Below are 16,451 nucleotides of genomic sequence, written 5' to 3'. Positions count from 1 at the left end.
CAGAATATAAAGGTTAACAGGTGCATTTTAAGTTTCTTTAACATCTGTTTTCTTAATTATTAATTATTTTTGATTAAAAATACTTTAATTGGTTAAGTTAATTAATCTTTAATAAGAAATTTTCATCATTCTCAGGAATGATTTTTAACGACCAGTCCTGTCATCTAGGAAAGCTCAAAAATTATATAATTTAAAAACTTATAGCCAAATATTGTATAATTCAACACTAAAAAAATGGCTAATATCAAATCTTCCCAGCGGCCACAACTTTACTTTGAAAAAGTTATGGCAATTACAGCTACGGCAAATTTATGCTTAGTTTTGTTTAATTTGAGTTACGTACCTTGGCGAGATTTTTACTACAGAAAATTACCGCAAATTACTCAAATTTATGACCCAATTAAAGGCATTGAAGCCCATCGAGAAACGAGAAGCTACCTGCAAGCAGTCACAGCATTAGAGGAACAGGTAAGCCAGACAGGGTTACAGTCACCTCAAGTACAAACCAAGCTCGAAGAAATTAGCCGTCTCAGCGCGGAAATGGTTGACACTAACCCCTTTGCCGCAGTTGGTAAGAGTGGTACCTTAGAAAAAATCAAAAACCGAATGCGCGATCGCGTCGGTCAAGAATCTGCCAAGCAAGCTTTTAGAACTTTTTGGAGCCAGCAATATTTATCGCAAAAGGGCTGGAACCCAGAAATTAATTTTTTTAAACAGAAGATTCGCCCTTTAATTGCTGGTAACTACTATCGCCGCATTGGTGAAGATGGCGAATTACTAGATGATTTTTGGCTAATTGACTTACCCTTTATCGGTTTATTTGCGCTGGAGTTATTAGTACGTAGCTTTTATATCAGACGCAGTCATCCCGGTTTTAGCTGGTTAGATGCTGTGTTATGGCGTTGGTACGATTTATTGTTACTGTTGCCGTTTTTGCGATGGTTGCGAGTTATCCCCGTTATCATCCGCCTCGATCAAGCGCGGTTAGTAAATTTACGTCCAGTATGGCGGCAAATTAACCAAGGAATTGTCGCCAATTTTGCCGAAGAAATCACCGAAATTGTGGTGGTGAGAGTCATTAACCAAATTCAGGGATCAATTCAGCGTGGGGAATTTACTCGCTGGCTGATGCAACAAGAGAGCCTGCGCCCCTACATAGATATTAATAATGTCAATGAAGTAGAAGCGATCGCAGGTTTGTTAGTACAAACCGTTGTTTACCAAGTATTGCCCAAAATTCAACCAGAAATTAACGCCATTTTGCGTCACAATATCAACACTGCCTTACAGCAAGTACCGATGTATCGCAACCTGCAAACTCTTCCAGGCATAGCTCAAGCCCAAACCCAAATTAGTGAGCAGCTAGTAAATCAAATCACAACTAGTCTATATAACGTATTAGTCAGTGCTGTAGAAGATCCAGTTGGGGCAAAACTCACCAGTCAGTTAGTCCAAAGCTTCAGCCAAGCCCTAGGTACAGAAGTCCAGAACAAACAAGTACTTTCCGAAATTCAGAGTTTACTATCTGACTTTTTAGAAGAAGTCAAACTGAATTACGTTCAGCGCTTATCTCAAGAAGATCTAGAGCAAATTCTCCAACAAACTAGACAGTTACGCACACAAGTACCATTGCAGCCAATCACAGGTAGTAGTGCGCTAACAGCCCGGGAAAAGTCGGGGAGATGAGGGACTGGGGACTGGGGACTGGGGAAAAGGGGAAAAGGGGAAAGGGAAAGGGGTAAAAGGAAACAAACACCCAATACCAATTACCAATTACCTATTACTTCCCTATGCCCAATGCCCAATGCCCCATGCCCATATAATAATTTCTTCCTACTCCCTCCAAAAGAAATGCGCTAAACTCAGATTAGGTCGAACCATATTTGGTTCGTAACAAGACTTCTTGGAAGATATCCCTATCGCAGGAAGTGGGTCGATGCCCACTTTTTTTATTGGATTTTCGCATGGCTCATCCTTTAGTCCCACAAATTATTGATTTGGCAACACCAGTGGCAGAAGAACTGGGATTGGAAGTTGTTGGTGTGGTTTTTCACACTAACCAACGTCCACCAGTGTTGCGGGTAGACATTCGCAATCCTCAACAGGATACTGGTTTAGATGATTGTGAGCGGATGAGTCGAGCTTTAGAAGCTTCTTTAGATGCGGCGGAGATTATTCCAGATGCTTATGTCTTGGAAATATCTAGTCCCGGTATATCGCGACAACTGGTGACAGACAGGGAGTTTATTTCTTTTAAAGGATTTCCTATCATCGTTTCCACTTCCCCACCCTACGAAGGACAGCAAGAGTGGACAGGTCAGTTGATCCGCCGGGATGAACAAACGGTTTTTTTAAACCAAAAAGGTCGTGTAGTCGAAGTTCCCCGTGCCTTAATTACTAAGGTGCAGCTGGATGAGCGCCGATAACCCAGAGGTTAGAGGCTAGGAGCTAGGAGCTAGGGGCTAGAGGCTAGAGGCTAGGAGCTAGAGGCTAGGGACTAGAGTAAAACTTTTCTCTAATCCTTAATCTCTAATGTGTTGTTTTCACTACCTAGCCCTTAATTTCTAGCCCTTAGTCCTAGTCCCTAGCCTTTTCCATCCTTGATTTTTAAAGGAGATTACTTATGTCAATGGTTACTTTACCTGGATTAAAAGATTTAATTGAAAGTATAAGTCGTGAGCGGAATTTACCTCGGTTGGCTGTGCAATCGGCAATTAGAGAAGCTCTGCTCAAAGGTTATGAACGCTATCGTCGTGCCCAAAATTTGGAGCGCAAACAATTTGATGAAGATTATTTTGAGAATTTTGAAGTAGAACTCGATATCGAAGAAGAAGGTTTCCGGGTACTTTCAACTAAAACCATTGTCGAAGAAGTTAGTAACTCTGACCACCAAATCTCTTTAGACGAAGTACAACAAGTAGCGCCTGAAGCTCAGTTGGGAGATTCTGTAGTCCTCGATGTTACCCCAGACCAAGGGGAATTTGGCCGGATGGCGGCGATGCAAACAAAGCAAGTACTCGCTCAAAAACTGCGGGATCAACAGCGCCAGATGGTACAAGAAGAATTCCAAGACTTAGAAAGTACTGTACTACAAGCCAGAGTTTTGCGGTTTGAGCGACAATCAGTAATTTTGGCTGTTAGCAGTGGTTTTGGACAACCAGAGGTAGAAGCGGAATTACCAAAACGGGAACAGCTACCTAATGATAACTATCGAGCTAATGCCACCTTTAAGGTATATCTCAAAAAGGTTTCTCAAGGTCAACAACGCGGCCCGCAATTATTAGTTTCTCGCGCTGATGCAGGCTTAGTAGTATATTTATTCGCCAATGAAGTACCAGAAATAGAAGATGAAGTTGTGCGGATTGTAGCGGTAGCACGAGAAGCCAATCCTCCTTCTCGTTATGTCGGCCCCCGGACTAAAATTGCTGTGGATACTCTCGACCGTGATGTAGACCCAGTCGGCGCTTGTATTGGCGCACGGGGATCGCGGATTCAAGTGGTAGTTAATGAATTACGCGGTGAAAAAATTGACGTGATTCGCTGGTCTCCAGACCCAGCAACCTACATTGCCAATGCTCTTAGCCCCGCACGAGTAGACGAAGTCCGCCTCATGGATCCAGAAACGCGGCAAACTCATGTGCTAGTAGCGGAGGATCAACTGAGTTTGGCTATTGGTAAAGAAGGGCAAAATGTCCGTTTAGCAGCCCGTTTGACAGGATGGAAAATTGATATTAAAGATAAAGCTAAATATGACCAAGCCGCAGAAGATGCTAAATTTGCTGCCGCTCGTGCCAAATACCAAGCAGAGCAAGAGGAAGATGATGAATATGAATATGAAGATGAGGACGAATCCGATCTACCAGAACTAGAAGATAGCAATCAAGAAGAATTAGAATTAGAAGATGACTCTTTTGACGATAACGATGACGAGTAGTTTATTAACATCCAGTTATTTAAGCAATAACACTTTAATAAGATGTATTAATAATTGCTTCGTATTTCAGGGTTAGGATAAGCAAAGATAGAAAATTAAAGCATCTATGCTAAACCAAACTGCTGAGGTGAGGTAGCAAAAAATTCATGAAACCGAATTATCGGCGTTGTGTAAGTTGCCGCCAAGTAGGCTTAAAAGAAGAGTTTTGGCGGATTGTCCGCGTCTTTCCATCGGGAAAGGTACAATTAGATGAGGGCATGGGGCGTTCTGCTTATATATGCCCACAGACGAGCTGCTTGCAAGCCGCTCAGAAAAAAAATCGACTAGGGCGATCGCTACATACAACAGTGCCAGAAACACTGTATCAAACATTGTGGCAGCGTCTAGCCAATAGCAATACCCAAAATCAAATTTTAATTTAAGAAATTTGTGACGGTAATCCCTAGAGTATTTGTGCCAGAAGCCGAACTAGCGCTAGTAACACAGTCTCTGTTGATTGCTGGGGTTAGTGTCAAAATAGTAAATGGGTGTAGTTGACAAACGCCTCTTTTACAATTAAGAGAGACGAAGTAATACTCCCAACAAGTTTTACTCGATTGTGTTGTGGAAGACTCAGAATCAGCAAAACAAAAAACTACAAAATGGCAACCTGGTAGCGCTCAGGCGCAGCTCGGCATCCAGAACACCTATAAAGATTTTTTATTTAAAAAACTTTTATGGGTGCCCAGACATCATGATTACTGGTGGGGATGCCAGCAATGAACCGAGACATCTCTCTTTCCTGATTGGAGGCACCGACAAAATCTAAACGGCAACCAAAAAACAGTAGTCAAAGGATGGAGATGTCACAAACCAGGCAACCATCCGCTAAAACTGTAAATTAAAGGGGAAGAGTGGATGAACAACGGCAAAGTTAGAATCTATGAATTATCAAAGGAATTAAATTTGGATAACAAAGAGCTATTAGCAATATGCGACCAGCTCGATATCGCGGTCAAAAGCCATAGCAGTACAATTTCAGATTCGGAGGCAGAACGCATCCGTTCCGCTGCAGAAAAATTCGCAGCAACGAATGGAACTCCTAAAAAAGACACAGGCATCAACACACATCAAGCACATGGGCCACAAGCTGGCTCTCGCAATCGACCTGCACCACCACCTCACAAACAAGAAATTTTGGAAATTCGTAAACCCAAAATATTGAGAAATCCTAACTCTAACGCCCCAGAGGCATCAGTTAATACTAGTACCCCATCTGCTTTGTCTGAAGCTAATCCTCCTTCACCTCCAAAGCCCTTCGCCACACCAGTCTCACCCATGCAGCCGACGGCACCAACTCGACCCGTACCCCGGAATCAATCTGAGACCCCACAGCAACCAGCTGTTAAAAATGCGGATACAACGCCTAATGCCCAACCGAAAGAAAAAATAGTTGGGGAAAAGCCAGAAAAACCAGTTTCAGCTAAACCAAGGCCAGAAAAACCGCAAAAACCTCAACTAGTTGCGCCACCAGCCAGGCCGGTGTCTGAAGCACCAGCAATCGAGGCACTGAATCAGGCAGATAAACCAATTCTCAAACGCGAACGCCCCAAACGCAGCGAAGAAGAACGGGAGCAAATTAAGCCCAGGGCTGCCAAACCAGGGACAGACCAAACTGTACAGCCTACACCACAAAAACAGGCTCGTCCTACACCTGGCCCAGTTAAACCGGAACAAAGAGGAAATCGCGCTCCTGGTGGAGCACCATTCTCCGATTCTCAACGACCCAGCAGACCAGTTCGTTCCAGCGAACCTGTAGCAGCAATGCCCATTGCTACGCCTCCCAGACCCATGCAAGGTGGTGCAGGGAAAGCCGCAGCAACAACAACACTGGATGAAGCGATTCCTGCTGACATTCTCGATTTGAAACGCCCCACACCACCTCGTCCAGCCAAGGGTGGGAAAAAGTGGCAAGAAGAAGAAATAATTGATGAAATCAAAGAAAAGTCTGGCAAGGCTGGTGTTAAAGGTAAGCGAGTCAAGCCACTTTTAGATGATGATTTTGAGGAAGACGATTTACTGGATGAAGAAGGTCTGGAAATTCCAGCTACAGTCCAGGTGAGCCTTTCCATTGCTCGTCCTCCCAAACCAAAAGCTACGCGACCTACACCACAACCTGCAATAGCTGTTGCTAGCCCCACCACTAAAGGGAGAAAGTCTGCTGCTACCAATCGCGACCAAAATCGTCGTCAAGAAGTAGAGACTAAGCGGGAACGTCCAGAAAAATTGGTGGTAACTGGGCCAATGACCGTGCAGGAACTGGCTGATGCTTTAGCGATCGCGGATACAGAGATTGTGAAAATCCTGTTCCTCAAAGGTATGGCAGTGAGCATCACCCAAAATCTGGATGTGCCAACCATTACCTTAATTTGCACCGATTTAGAAGTAGCAGTTGAAACCGCCGAACCAGAAGCAGAAGCCCGCAAAGTCACAGAAATGCTGGATCTGGCAGACATGGAAAATCTCCATCGCCGTCCACCAGTAGTGACCATTATGGGTCACGTAGACCACGGGAAAACCACCTTGCTGGACTCGATCCGCAAAACCAAAGTGGCCGCTGGCGAAGCTGGTGGGATCACTCAGCATATTGGCGCATACCATGTGGATATCGAACATGAAGGTAAGCCACAGCAAATCGTCTTCCTCGATACCCCCGGTCACGAAGCATTCACCGCCATGCGGGCTAGAGGAGCAAGAGTCACAGATATTGCCGTTTTGGTAGTAGCTGCTGATGACGGTGTACGTCCTCAAACCATTGAAGCTATTAGCCACGCTCAGGCTGCGGGAGTGCCCATTGTTGTAGCAATTAACAAAATTGACAAAGAAGGCGCACAGCCAGAGCGGGTAAAACAAGAACTTACCAACTACGGTCTAACAGCAGAAGACTGGGGCGGTGAAACAATTATGGTTCCTGTGAGTGCAATCAAGGGAGAAAACCTCGATACACTCCTAGAAATGATTCTGCTGGTCGCAGAAGTTGCCGAACTATCTGCCAACCCAGACAGAGAGGCAAAAGGAACTGTCATTGAAGCACACTTGGATAAAGCCAAGGGCGCAGTTGCTACCTTGCTGATTCAAAATGGCACCCTGCATGTCGGAGATATGTTGGTAGCTGGCTCGGCATTTGGTAAAGTGCGGGCTATGGTCGATGACAGAGGTAGAAGAGTAGAAGTTGCTAGTCCTTCCTTTGCTGTCGAAGTCTTAGGGTTGAGCGATGTGCCAGCCGCAGGTGATGAATTTGAGGCCTTCGAGAACGAAAAAGAAGCACGTGCCCTAGCCAGCGATCGCGCCGACAAACAACGCCAATCCCGACTCTTACAGGGACGTGTTACCCTCACAACCTTGTCAGCTCAAGCACAAGAAGGCGAGTTGAAAGAACTCAACTTGATCCTGAAAGCAGACGTACAAGGTTCAGTGGAAGCGATTGTGGGATCGCTCCGACAAATCCCCCAAAACGAAGTTCAAATCCGGATGCTGTTAGCAACTGCTGGCGAAATCACCGAAACAGATATCGACTTAGCTGCTGCTAGTAACGCCGTCATTATTGGCTTTAACACGACCTACGCTAGTGGAGCCAGACAAGCTGCTGATGAAGCGGGTGTAGATGTCCGGGAATACAACATCATCTACAAACTCCTCGAAGATATTCAAGGAGCCTTGGAAGGTCTGTTGGAACCCGAATTAGTGGAAGAACCCTTAGGTCAAACCGAAGTCCGTGCAGTATTCCCAGTCGGTCGCGGTGCGGTTGCTGGTTGTTATGTACAATCTGGCAAACTCATTCGTAACTGTAAAGTGCGGGTACGTCGTAGCGGTAAGGTAATTTACGAAGGCGTTCTGGATTCCCTCAAACGGATGAAAGAAGATGCCCGCGAAGTCAATGCCGGTTATGAATGCGGTATTGGCATTGATAAATTCCATGATTGGGCTGAAGGTGACATCATCGAAGCCTACCAAATGGTGACTAAACGTCGCACCCTGACCATGACAAAGTAGTGCTGAGTCTACTAGTGCTGAGTTCTAAGTAAAAGCTCTGAGTTTTGAGTTCTCATTCTCAATACTCACAACTTACAACTCAGCACCTACAACTCAGAATCGAGAAATGTAACTATGGCCTCATTTCGCTCTGAACCTATCTTGTGGCTTCATGTCGCTGGTTTGGCGACGCTGCCGATTTTTTTGTTTTTGTGCCTAGTGTTTCTGTCTGTAGGTGAGCCAGTCTTGCCTGTATGGATGGAGCTATGTTTAGTGGCCGCGATTGGAGTGCTACCACTACTGTGGATGCAATTTCGTCGGCCATTTTACATATTTGCGATTTTGGGCGTTGCTCTCAAACCAGAGAATCTGACTGAGCAGCAACGCAAAATTCTTTGTTTAATTAATACAAATTTAAATCGCGTGCTGTCCGTTTTGGCAGCAATATTATTAGTAGGGGTGCTGTGGCAAATGTACCAAGCTGCTCCACTGGTAGCCGACATTGCCAGTTTTCTACCCCAATGGCGCAGCGTCGGATTGCTGCTAGCTGCTTTAGCTTTTTTTGCCAGCAATCTGTTTTTGCAAATTCCCGTGAGTGTAGCCAGAATTTTGGTGACTAATGACACAGAATTTGCAGCCATAGAACCATTACCTTTAGATAAGATTCAGCAGGATTACACAATTGTAGGGGTGCGGGTTAATCAAATATTGCCCCGGTTATTTAAATCCGTGTTAGGTATGAATACAAACACCCAGCAGAACCTAGAGCAAAACACCGATGAAGATTAGGAAAAAATCATCTATTTTCTCCTGTACAAGTCGGATTGCATGAAGTGAAACCTGCGGTATATTTTGAAGTTTAAACCGAGGAATGAGAAACTATGGCTCAAATTCCAACTTCTAGCGATCGCCAATTTACTGATGATAGTGAAATTTGGCACAGCCTCAAATCCGCGATCGCAGCTAGTTCTGGTTTCCAACGCTGGCAACTAGAGCGCGATTTGCAATTAGATGGAGTACGTCTGGAACAACAAGTACAACGCTATTTGCGGGAAACTTTAGAAACACTGGCTTACTAAACGCCCATCAAATTTTCTATGTTCGTCTGCAAGCGCCGGAGTTGGCGGTAGGCACTTTCTAACCGATCCCCGTCAACTTCCACTTCTGATGTAGGATAATTTTTAAAAATTTCGATTAGCGTTATCTGGCTATCTTGCCTAGCAGAAAGCACTAAAGCAGCACGTAAAGCTTGCCTGTCTGCCTTTTGGGATGGTGTGTGAATTACTTGACTAATTTGATCCAAAATCACGTTACCAAGGGGCGTATTTAAAACCCTATCTAAAAATACTGGGTTTACTTTCACTGGTTGCGTTAAATACTGACGTACTGCTTTGGGGTTTTGCCGCGCCAAAGCAAAATTTATTTTAAGGGAACTAGAAAGTTCGCCTGTTTGGGCAAATCTCGAAATTTCCTCTACTGAAAGTGATTCTCGAAAAACTTTGTAGTTCAACACTATTTGTTCTGCTGCCCACACAGGAGTAGTAACTGTCAACAGAAAAATCTGCACTAAGCTCAGAAAGTGATACCGCATATCTCTTGATTTCCCAAAACCTGGCTGTGGTGAAAATGATATTTCTGCACAATTAGTAGCGGCATCCTGCGCTGTCTAAGTATTTATGCTTACTTAAGAGTACTTACCAACCATTGAGTGATATCAGTTCTCGAAAGTGGCTTTACAAAAATTTTTAGTGATAAATAATATAAGTTCTGTAATTTATCTGTGAAATTTAGCTGATCAATTGCTGACGATCCGGTATAGTTTTGCATGGGTTTGGCAGCTTAATAGCTGTCACCTACTACCTTATTGTTAAGGTAACTTCATTCAGCACTTCACAGACATCAAAAATGAAATATCGGGGTTTTCACATTATTCCAGCGAAAGGTTTTCGCCCTATTTTTGGCAGTCTTCTCAGATCTAATCTACCATTAAGAGCCGGACTTAGTACTGTTTTAGTGGTTTCCAGTGGTTTAACACTATTACCTGGCGTGGTAAATGCCGATTCCACTCGGCAAGCAGGTATTACTCCAACTCTGACAGCCCAAACTCCAGCAGCTGCAACTGTAATTTATGTAAACTCAGCAACTGGTTCAAATACTGCTGCAGGTACAACACAAGCTGCTGCTTTGAAAAGTATTACTTTTGCCTTGACCAAAGCCCAAGCAGGGACAGTCATTCAATTAGCGCCTGGTACTTATAATCAACAAAGTGGAGAAACTTTTCCACTCATCCTTAAACCAGGAGTAACTTTACGAGGTGATGAAGCCACTAAAGGTCAAGGAATATTAATTACAGGTGGAGGTTACTACACCAGTAAAACATTTGCCAGACAAGATATTACAATTTTGGCGGATAATAGCACCACGATCGCAGGTGTCACTGTGACCAACCCCAATCAACGGGGTACAGGTGTGTGGGTTGAATCCACTAATCCCCTGATCACAAATAATACGTTTACTCAAAGTCTTAGAGAGGGAGTTTTTGTCACGGGGACAGGAAATCCCAAAATCGAAAACAATGTTTTCGTGCAGAACTCAGGTAATGGGGTTTCTGTAGCTAAAACTGCCCAAGGCGAAATTCGGAATAACTTGTTTCAGAATACTGGTTTTGGTTTGGCAATTGGTGGAACTTCCACACCTTTAATTACAGAAAACCAAATTATCGAAAACCAAGACGGTCTTTTTATCTCAGAAACGGGTAAACCCATACTACGTAAAAATGTTATTCAGAACAATAAGCGGGATGGTGTTGTAGCAACTGTTAATGCTGCACCAGACTTGGGTACAAATGAAAGTCCCGGTGGTAATCTCATCCGCAATAACACCCGTTATGACGTAAATAATGCCACTAAAAATCAGATTGTCGCTGTTGGCAATGATATCGATCAAAAGCGCATTAATGGTTCAGTAGATTTTGTAGCAGCAAACGTTGGCGGTGCTACTGCCTTTAATGATGTACCCACAGGTTACTGGGCAAAAGCCTACATCGAAGCTTTGTCATCTCAAAAAATTATTGCTGGCTTTCCTGATGGCACTTTTAAACCCAACGATCCGGTAACACGTGCTCAATTCGCTACTATTGTCACCAAAGCTTTGGCACCAACATCTAAACGCCCAGCGATTAGTTTTAAGGATGTCCCAAGTAATTTTTGGGCTTACGCTGCTATCCAATCTGCTTACCAAAGCCAATTTGTCTCTGGGTATCCTGATGGTACATTTAAACCACAGCAGCAAATTCCCCGAGTGCAAGCTTTAGTTGCTTTAGTTAGTGGTCTTGGGTTAACTGCGGATAATCAAAATAGCCTCACCTTTTATACTGATGCGGCTCAGATTCCCAAATATGCACTGAATCAAGTTGCTGCTGCTACGACAAAGCAGTTGGTAATCAACTATCCCACAGTCAAGCAACTGAATCCTAATCGTGATGCTACGAGGGCAGAAGTTGCTGCTTTTGTCTACCAAGCATTAGTCAATGCTGGACGTGCCCCAGCAATTCCATCTTCTTATGTAGTGCAGGTTCCATAGGTGAATGTTAGTTGTTGATCGCAAAAATTTTGCTAGCTTCGTAGTTATTGATGAGAGTGCTCAAAGATACAATAATTTCGTCATAACTCCGAATTTATTCTAGTATCATCACTGACGTGATTAAACGCTAGTAGTCTGCTTCTTGAATGTAATTTTGATAAGTTCGTAGTCAGCATAAAATTTGCTTCAAAATCGAGGATATTATTCCTGACTACGAGTTTATTTCCTCATAATTATGGATTTGTAAAATTAAAAGCGCCAAACTAACAATTTTTTAGTCTTAGCGCTTTTAATTTTGTGTTTTTCCTGAAATCTAGGGTCTAAAAATTTAGCTGACCCTCATTTACATTCGCTTATTTATATTCAAGGCCTTTATATTGGCTGACCTCGTTTCAACAATTTTTAGTTTCTCAGAAAATTTTGTATTTTTCGATTTCCTAAGATTTTTTTTATTTTTTCCGACTTTATATTTCAAAATTTCAAGTATCGTTAATTAACTTAAATATGATAGAGAGATATAAAGAAGTAGCAGTGCTTGAAAATAAGGTTCTGCGAGTAAAATTGTTATTTTTCTTTAAGCTAATCTCAAAAATATAGATGTTCTAGAAACTTCGGAACATCTAATAAATTTAAGAGCGTTTTTGCTTTTGCTGTTCCCAACGCCAGAGAAATACCATTAGCGCAACAATTCCTATTTGCAGTAATAGGCTAGGCAAACTGCTATCGACATCCCGCCCAGCAAGCAGTCTAAAAAAAAATACGAAAACGCCAATCATCCCAGAAGCGCCACAAGCGACATAGATAAATTTTCGCAAGCCTCGGTAAGGCGCTGCCATTTCAGCTTTGAGACGGGCGTATTGTTCGGGGTTAAGGCGACTTTTAGGATTTGGTTCTACCATTGAGTCAAAAATATGCTATAATCTTGGATTGTGTACGCCGATGTGGCTCAGTGGTAGAGCAGCTGATTCGTAATCAGCAGGCCACGGGTTCAAATCCCGTCATCGGCTTTGATTAAGTAAAGTGTGACATAAATGAACCTTGTAGCCAATTAGGGTAAAAACTTTGCTTAAATTTTTGTGTGAGACTTGATGTTTACCCTATAGAAGTATAAACATCAATAAAATCTAAATTTATGTTTCATAAACTCTCAAATTCCAGCTATAAGTCTTCAGAAAACCTCTCTGTCCCTGGAATCTATTTGCCTATGTTCAATTGTTTTTTACTACGCTTTAGTATCTTCCAAAGAGCCTTTATATGTTGGTAAGCTTCATGGGGAGGTATTTTTCCACTTTTGACTAAATTAGAGATATAGTTAATGCGCTGGCTAAATTCTTGCAAATTAGCATTAAAAGCTAGATTTTCAGGCTTAGTCTGCCCATAGTAGCGACTACGAGCATAAAGAAAATCATTTTTGTTAACCAATATGTTTTATCCTATTTATTAATTTTTAATTAAATTGACAATAAAAATCGAGCTAAGTAATGAAAAAAATATTTTTTTTAATAAAACAAAAACAGCAGGGCTAACGAATCTCAACTCTAGAGGTTGTATACATAAGGATTATAATTCCACCCAATTTTGACATTGAGTAAACCTAATCCTTTATGGAAACAAGTTTGGCAAGAAAATGCGTTAACCCTACTGGAAACTGACGTACTCACTATAAATTTATACCGTCCAACTATCCTGTCTTCCTAGGGTAAAAAATCATAAAAAATCAGGTATTTGCTTTAAACGAAAAAATTGTTGCTTTTGGAGTATTGCATAATTGGTGGAATTTATGCGATCGCACTCACTCACGCCCATATAGTCAAGCAGGATAATTTTCACAAAAGTTTTGCAGTAAAGATATGCAGTTAGCGATCGCGCCTAAATGAGCAATTTCATAGCCATGAGTGTTTTGGGTAGGAAATGCCAAGCAAGCCGCACGCCCTACATGACCAAATTTCATGGCAATTGAAGCATCGCTACCAAACTGACTCAAAATAGTGAGTTGCACTGGAATCTCTATCTGCTTGGCACAATTGCATAGTTGCCCATTTAAAGCCTCATCATATATGCCATAGGCATCCTGAGAGAGAATCACTGGGCTTTTACCATCCTCAATCGGATATTCGCTAGATAAAGGGCAAATTTCCAAAGCAATCAAAGCATCCAATACCTGATTTTGGGTGAAAAATAGCGCCCCGATCGCGCCTACTTCTTCTTTGGCTGAGGCGACTAAATAAACATCGACTGCTGGTTGTTTGAGTTGTTGCGCTAGTGCTAGCAGAATTGCTACAGAAGCTTTATTATCCAGAGTGTAACTGGCGATGTGATCCTTTAATCTAATGGGGCGCTTGCGATGTTTACCAACTACCATTCGCGTTCCGGGACGAATGCCAGCTGCTTCTAACTCAGCAGTGGTACATTTGGTTTCAATCCAAGCATTTTCCCACTTGATGCTAGTATCTTCCTGCTGGACTTTTTGAGGCGACTCATGAGAAACATGACGAGAACCAAAGCTGAGAATACCGCTAATAGTATCGGCATCGCCCAATAAATCTACAACACCTTCACCGTAAATCCACGGGTAAGAACCACCAAGTTTGCGGACTTCTACGCGTCCTTCATCGCCAATATTTTTGACAATCGCACCAATTTCGTCTTTATGAGCAGTAATCGCAATTGCTCTGTCAGGATTTTTACCAGGAATTTTGGCAATGATATTATCAGCGCGATCGCTCCATACTTCTACACCCAGTTTGGCAAATTCTTGCAGTAAAAATTGGTTAATTTCGGTTTCTACACCACTGGGAGAATGATGCATCACCAATTCTGCAATTATTCTGAATAAATGCTCGTAATCCCACATAGAGCTATGATTTTAAGCTAACAATTAAGTATAAAGATTTTTACGGACAATCACATATTCAAAGGTCAAAATGCAAGCAATATCCAGGGCCAAGCCAAACTTTTTTCAGCAGCCTACCTTTGCTTCTGTAAAAGAAGAACGTCTGCATCGCAAGCAACGCCTAGCAGCAGCATTCCGCCTCTTCGCCCGCTTTGGATTTGATGAAGGTATTGCAGGTCATATCACTGTCCGCGATCCAGAAAATCCCGAGCAATTTTGGGTTAATCCCTTAGGAAAACACTTCGGTTTAATGCGCGTGAGCGACCTGATTTTAGTAAACCAGAAAGGCGAAATTGTCGAAGGCGATCGCCCCATCAATGGCGCAGCTTTTGCGATTCATTCCCAAATCCATGCAGCGCGTCCTGATGTAGTAGCCGCAGCTCACGCCCATTCGGTCTATGGTAAAAGTTGGTCTAGCCTTGGTCGTCTGCTTGACCCCTTAACCCAAGATGCTTGTGCTTTCTACCAAGACCATAGTCTATTTGATGACTATACAGGGGTAGTTCTCGAAGTTGCCGAAGGTAAGCGAATAGCCGAAACTTTAGGCCAAAATAAAGCCATAATTCTGAAGAATCATGGCTTATTAACAGTTGGTCATTCAGTTGATGAAACTGCTTGGTGGTTCATCACAATGGAGCGTTCTTGTCAAGCCCAGTTACTCGCTGAGGCTGCTGGTAAACCTCATCTGATTAGACCAGAGTCAGCTACCTTGGCACATCAGCAAGTAGGCGGGCATGATTTAGGCTGGTTTAGTTTTCAACCTTTGTATGAGTTGATTGTCCAGCAGGAACCAGACTTACTGTCTTAAGCAGAGATTGTTTGCGTTTGCGCTTGAGCAAGGCTGCTGCACCAAAAGCACCAATAGCCACAGTCCCCAATGCTGTAGAGGGTTCGGGGACTGGCTGCATGGATTTTTCAATTTGCTGAAAGGCGTAATCTCCTAAGACTTTATGAGCAGCAGTTGTGGGATGAAGCCCATCCCAAAAGAAATATTGATTTTGGATGCTTGGGTCAGCTGCACAGGATGGATCAACTAAGCAAGGTTTAGCTACTTCTTTGAAACCATATTTGACACCCTGCATATTTTTTGTATCGTTCATAATATCTGTAAATACAGAATTAGCATCCAGACTGATGAGTTTGACATCAGGATTGAGGACTTTGTTTAAATCAGCGATCGCATCTGATAAATCAGAGTTATGCTCTTTAGTCAAATCTGTCAGGGATTGGGAAGTACCATTAGCAACAGGGAAAGTTGGATCTAAATTTTGAGCGCGAGGTAGCTGTCCTAAATCTGGTAAGTTAACTACCAGAATATTTTTAGCACCAACATCAGCTAGAGATGCGATCGCTAATTTTAAACTGTTAATTGTTGTTGTTGGATCGGTAAAAGGTTTGAAATAATTGGGATCAGCATTCGTCGGTAAATAATCATTCGCACCAGTCCACAATACATAAAGTGCGTTTGAGTCAGCATTTTTAGTTTGCAAAAGTGGTGTTGTAAATGCTGCAATCTGCTGTTGAAAGCCAGGTAGGAAAGGCGAGATAGTATTTTTATCTATAGAAGTAGCTCCACCAAAAGCATAGTTAATGCCGTTTTTCGGCGCAACACCCTTGGCAACATCAGTAACAAGAGTCGGAGAACTATCTAGTTGCAGCTTCTTAGCCAGCTGATCTATCCAGATAGGCCCATTGGAAAAGTTTCCGTCAACGTAAGGCGGTGGCGGAAATCCTACTCCTGTATTGGGGTCTATAGTCGAGTTGTAGACATTACCTGCATCTGAAAGACTGTCCCCAAATACGTAAATCCCACTAAATTGTGCAGCAGTTGCTCTCAACGGCAACATAAAAGAGAAAATAATAAAGCCTGCTGCGACAAAGCGTTTTTTCATGATCGTGCAACTCTGGTTATAATTTGGTACTTCTTAATTAAAAAATGCCAAGTTTCTCAATAGATTTACTGGCATAGGTTTGAAGTCTGGCAAAAATCCAGCTTTGACTTCAAATCTTCAAACTCATTTACGTGTTTTT

General features: G+C 42.7%; 14 protein-coding genes and 1 tRNA gene. 10 read left to right on the top strand and 5 right to left on the bottom strand.

Annotated elements, in window-relative coordinates:
- The first annotated feature begins 234 nt into the window (after positions 1–234).
- The 7 genes from AACU25_RS28110 to AACU25_RS28080 all read left to right on the top strand — a co-directional run bounded on the left by AACU25_RS28110 (position 235) and on the right by AACU25_RS28080 (position 9,024).
- Positions 235–1,686: a hypothetical protein gene (locus tag AACU25_RS28110; RefSeq protein WP_190445753.1), complete on the top strand. Its 1,452-nt coding sequence runs from the start codon at positions 235–237 to the stop codon at positions 1,684–1,686.
- A gap of 278 nt (positions 1,687–1,964) precedes the next feature.
- The gene (gene rimP / locus AACU25_RS28105) at positions 1,965–2,426 is read left to right on the top strand and encodes a ribosome maturation factor RimP (protein WP_096584177.1); all 462 of its coding nucleotides are present in this window, start codon (positions 1,965–1,967) and stop codon (positions 2,424–2,426) included.
- Positions 2,427–2,623: 197 nt separating this feature from the next.
- Complete coding sequence (gene nusA, locus AACU25_RS28100) at positions 2,624–3,934, top strand: transcription termination factor NusA (RefSeq protein ID WP_096581313.1); 1,311 nt, start codon at positions 2,624–2,626, stop codon at positions 3,932–3,934.
- A 146-nt stretch (positions 3,935–4,080) separates the two neighbouring features.
- Complete coding sequence (locus AACU25_RS28095; protein WP_096581311.1) at positions 4,081–4,356, top strand: YlxR family protein; 276 nt, start codon at positions 4,081–4,083, stop codon at positions 4,354–4,356.
- 475 nt (positions 4,357–4,831) lie between these two features.
- Positions 4,832–7,966 (top strand): translation initiation factor IF-2, encoded by a 3,135-nt coding sequence (infB, locus tag AACU25_RS28090; protein WP_096581309.1) that lies wholly within the window; start codon positions 4,832–4,834, stop codon positions 7,964–7,966.
- A 114-nt stretch (positions 7,967–8,080) separates the two neighbouring features.
- Positions 8,081–8,734, top strand: coding sequence for a low-complexity tail membrane protein (locus tag AACU25_RS28085; RefSeq protein ID WP_096581307.1), 654 nt, complete (start codon positions 8,081–8,083; stop codon positions 8,732–8,734).
- A 92-nt stretch (positions 8,735–8,826) separates the two neighbouring features.
- Positions 8,827–9,024 carry a hypothetical protein gene (locus tag AACU25_RS28080; RefSeq protein ID WP_096581305.1) on the top strand — a complete coding sequence of 66 codons (198 nt, stop codon included), beginning with the start codon at positions 8,827–8,829 and terminating at the stop codon, positions 9,022–9,024.
- On the opposite strand, the gene AACU25_RS28075 is transcribed toward AACU25_RS28080, so the two are convergent.
- Positions 9,021–9,536: an alpha/beta hydrolase gene (locus AACU25_RS28075; RefSeq protein WP_096581303.1), complete on the bottom strand. Its 516-nt coding sequence runs from the start codon at positions 9,534–9,536 to the stop codon at positions 9,021–9,023. The genes AACU25_RS28080 and AACU25_RS28075 overlap by 4 nt on opposite strands.
- A 314-nt stretch (positions 9,537–9,850) precedes the next feature.
- Between AACU25_RS28075 and AACU25_RS28070 the strand changes: the two genes are divergently transcribed.
- A complete protein-coding gene (locus tag AACU25_RS28070) occupies positions 9,851–11,527 on the top strand; it encodes a DUF1565 domain-containing protein (protein ID WP_096581301.1) in 1,677 nt (558 codons plus the stop codon).
- 629 nt (positions 11,528–12,156) lie between these two features.
- Here AACU25_RS28070 and AACU25_RS28065 read toward each other — a convergent pair.
- Positions 12,157–12,426, bottom strand: coding sequence for a DUF3493 domain-containing protein (locus AACU25_RS28065; protein ID WP_096581299.1), 270 nt, complete (start codon positions 12,424–12,426; stop codon positions 12,157–12,159).
- A 36-nt stretch (positions 12,427–12,462) separates the two neighbouring features.
- Between AACU25_RS28065 and AACU25_RS28060 the strand changes: the two genes are divergently transcribed.
- Positions 12,463–12,534 (top strand) — tRNA-Thr (locus AACU25_RS28060).
- Between the two features lie 187 nt (positions 12,535–12,721).
- Here AACU25_RS28060 and AACU25_RS28055 read toward each other — a convergent pair.
- Positions 12,722–12,949: a DUF7219 family protein gene (locus AACU25_RS28055; protein WP_096581297.1), complete on the bottom strand. Its 228-nt coding sequence runs from the start codon at positions 12,947–12,949 to the stop codon at positions 12,722–12,724.
- Positions 12,950–13,337: 388 nt separating this feature from the next.
- Positions 13,338–14,381 carry a M42 family metallopeptidase gene (locus AACU25_RS28050; RefSeq protein WP_096581295.1) on the bottom strand — a complete coding sequence of 348 codons (1,044 nt, stop codon included), beginning with the start codon at positions 14,379–14,381 and terminating at the stop codon, positions 13,338–13,340.
- 70 nt (positions 14,382–14,451) lie between these two features.
- Here AACU25_RS28050 and AACU25_RS28045 point away from each other — a divergent pair, with 70 nt between their 5' ends.
- Complete coding sequence (locus AACU25_RS28045; RefSeq protein ID WP_096581293.1) at positions 14,452–15,228, top strand: class II aldolase/adducin family protein; 777 nt, start codon at positions 14,452–14,454, stop codon at positions 15,226–15,228.
- Here the strand turns inward: AACU25_RS28045 and AACU25_RS28040 are convergent.
- On the bottom strand, positions 15,170–16,312 hold the full coding sequence (locus AACU25_RS28040) for a PEP-CTERM sorting domain-containing protein (protein ID WP_096581291.1): 1,143 nt from the start codon (positions 16,310–16,312) through the stop codon (positions 15,170–15,172). The genes AACU25_RS28045 and AACU25_RS28040 overlap by 59 nt on opposite strands.
- Positions 16,313–16,451: the final 139 nt, after the last annotated feature.

The sequence above is a fragment of the Tolypothrix tenuis PCC 7101 genome, assembly GCF_963874875.1.
Taxonomy (GTDB): Bacteria; Cyanobacteriota; Cyanobacteriia; order Cyanobacteriales; family Nostocaceae; genus Aulosira; species Aulosira tenue.
Note: the sequence above shows the minus strand (reverse complement) of the source record. Positions and strands in the feature narration are given on the sequence as shown.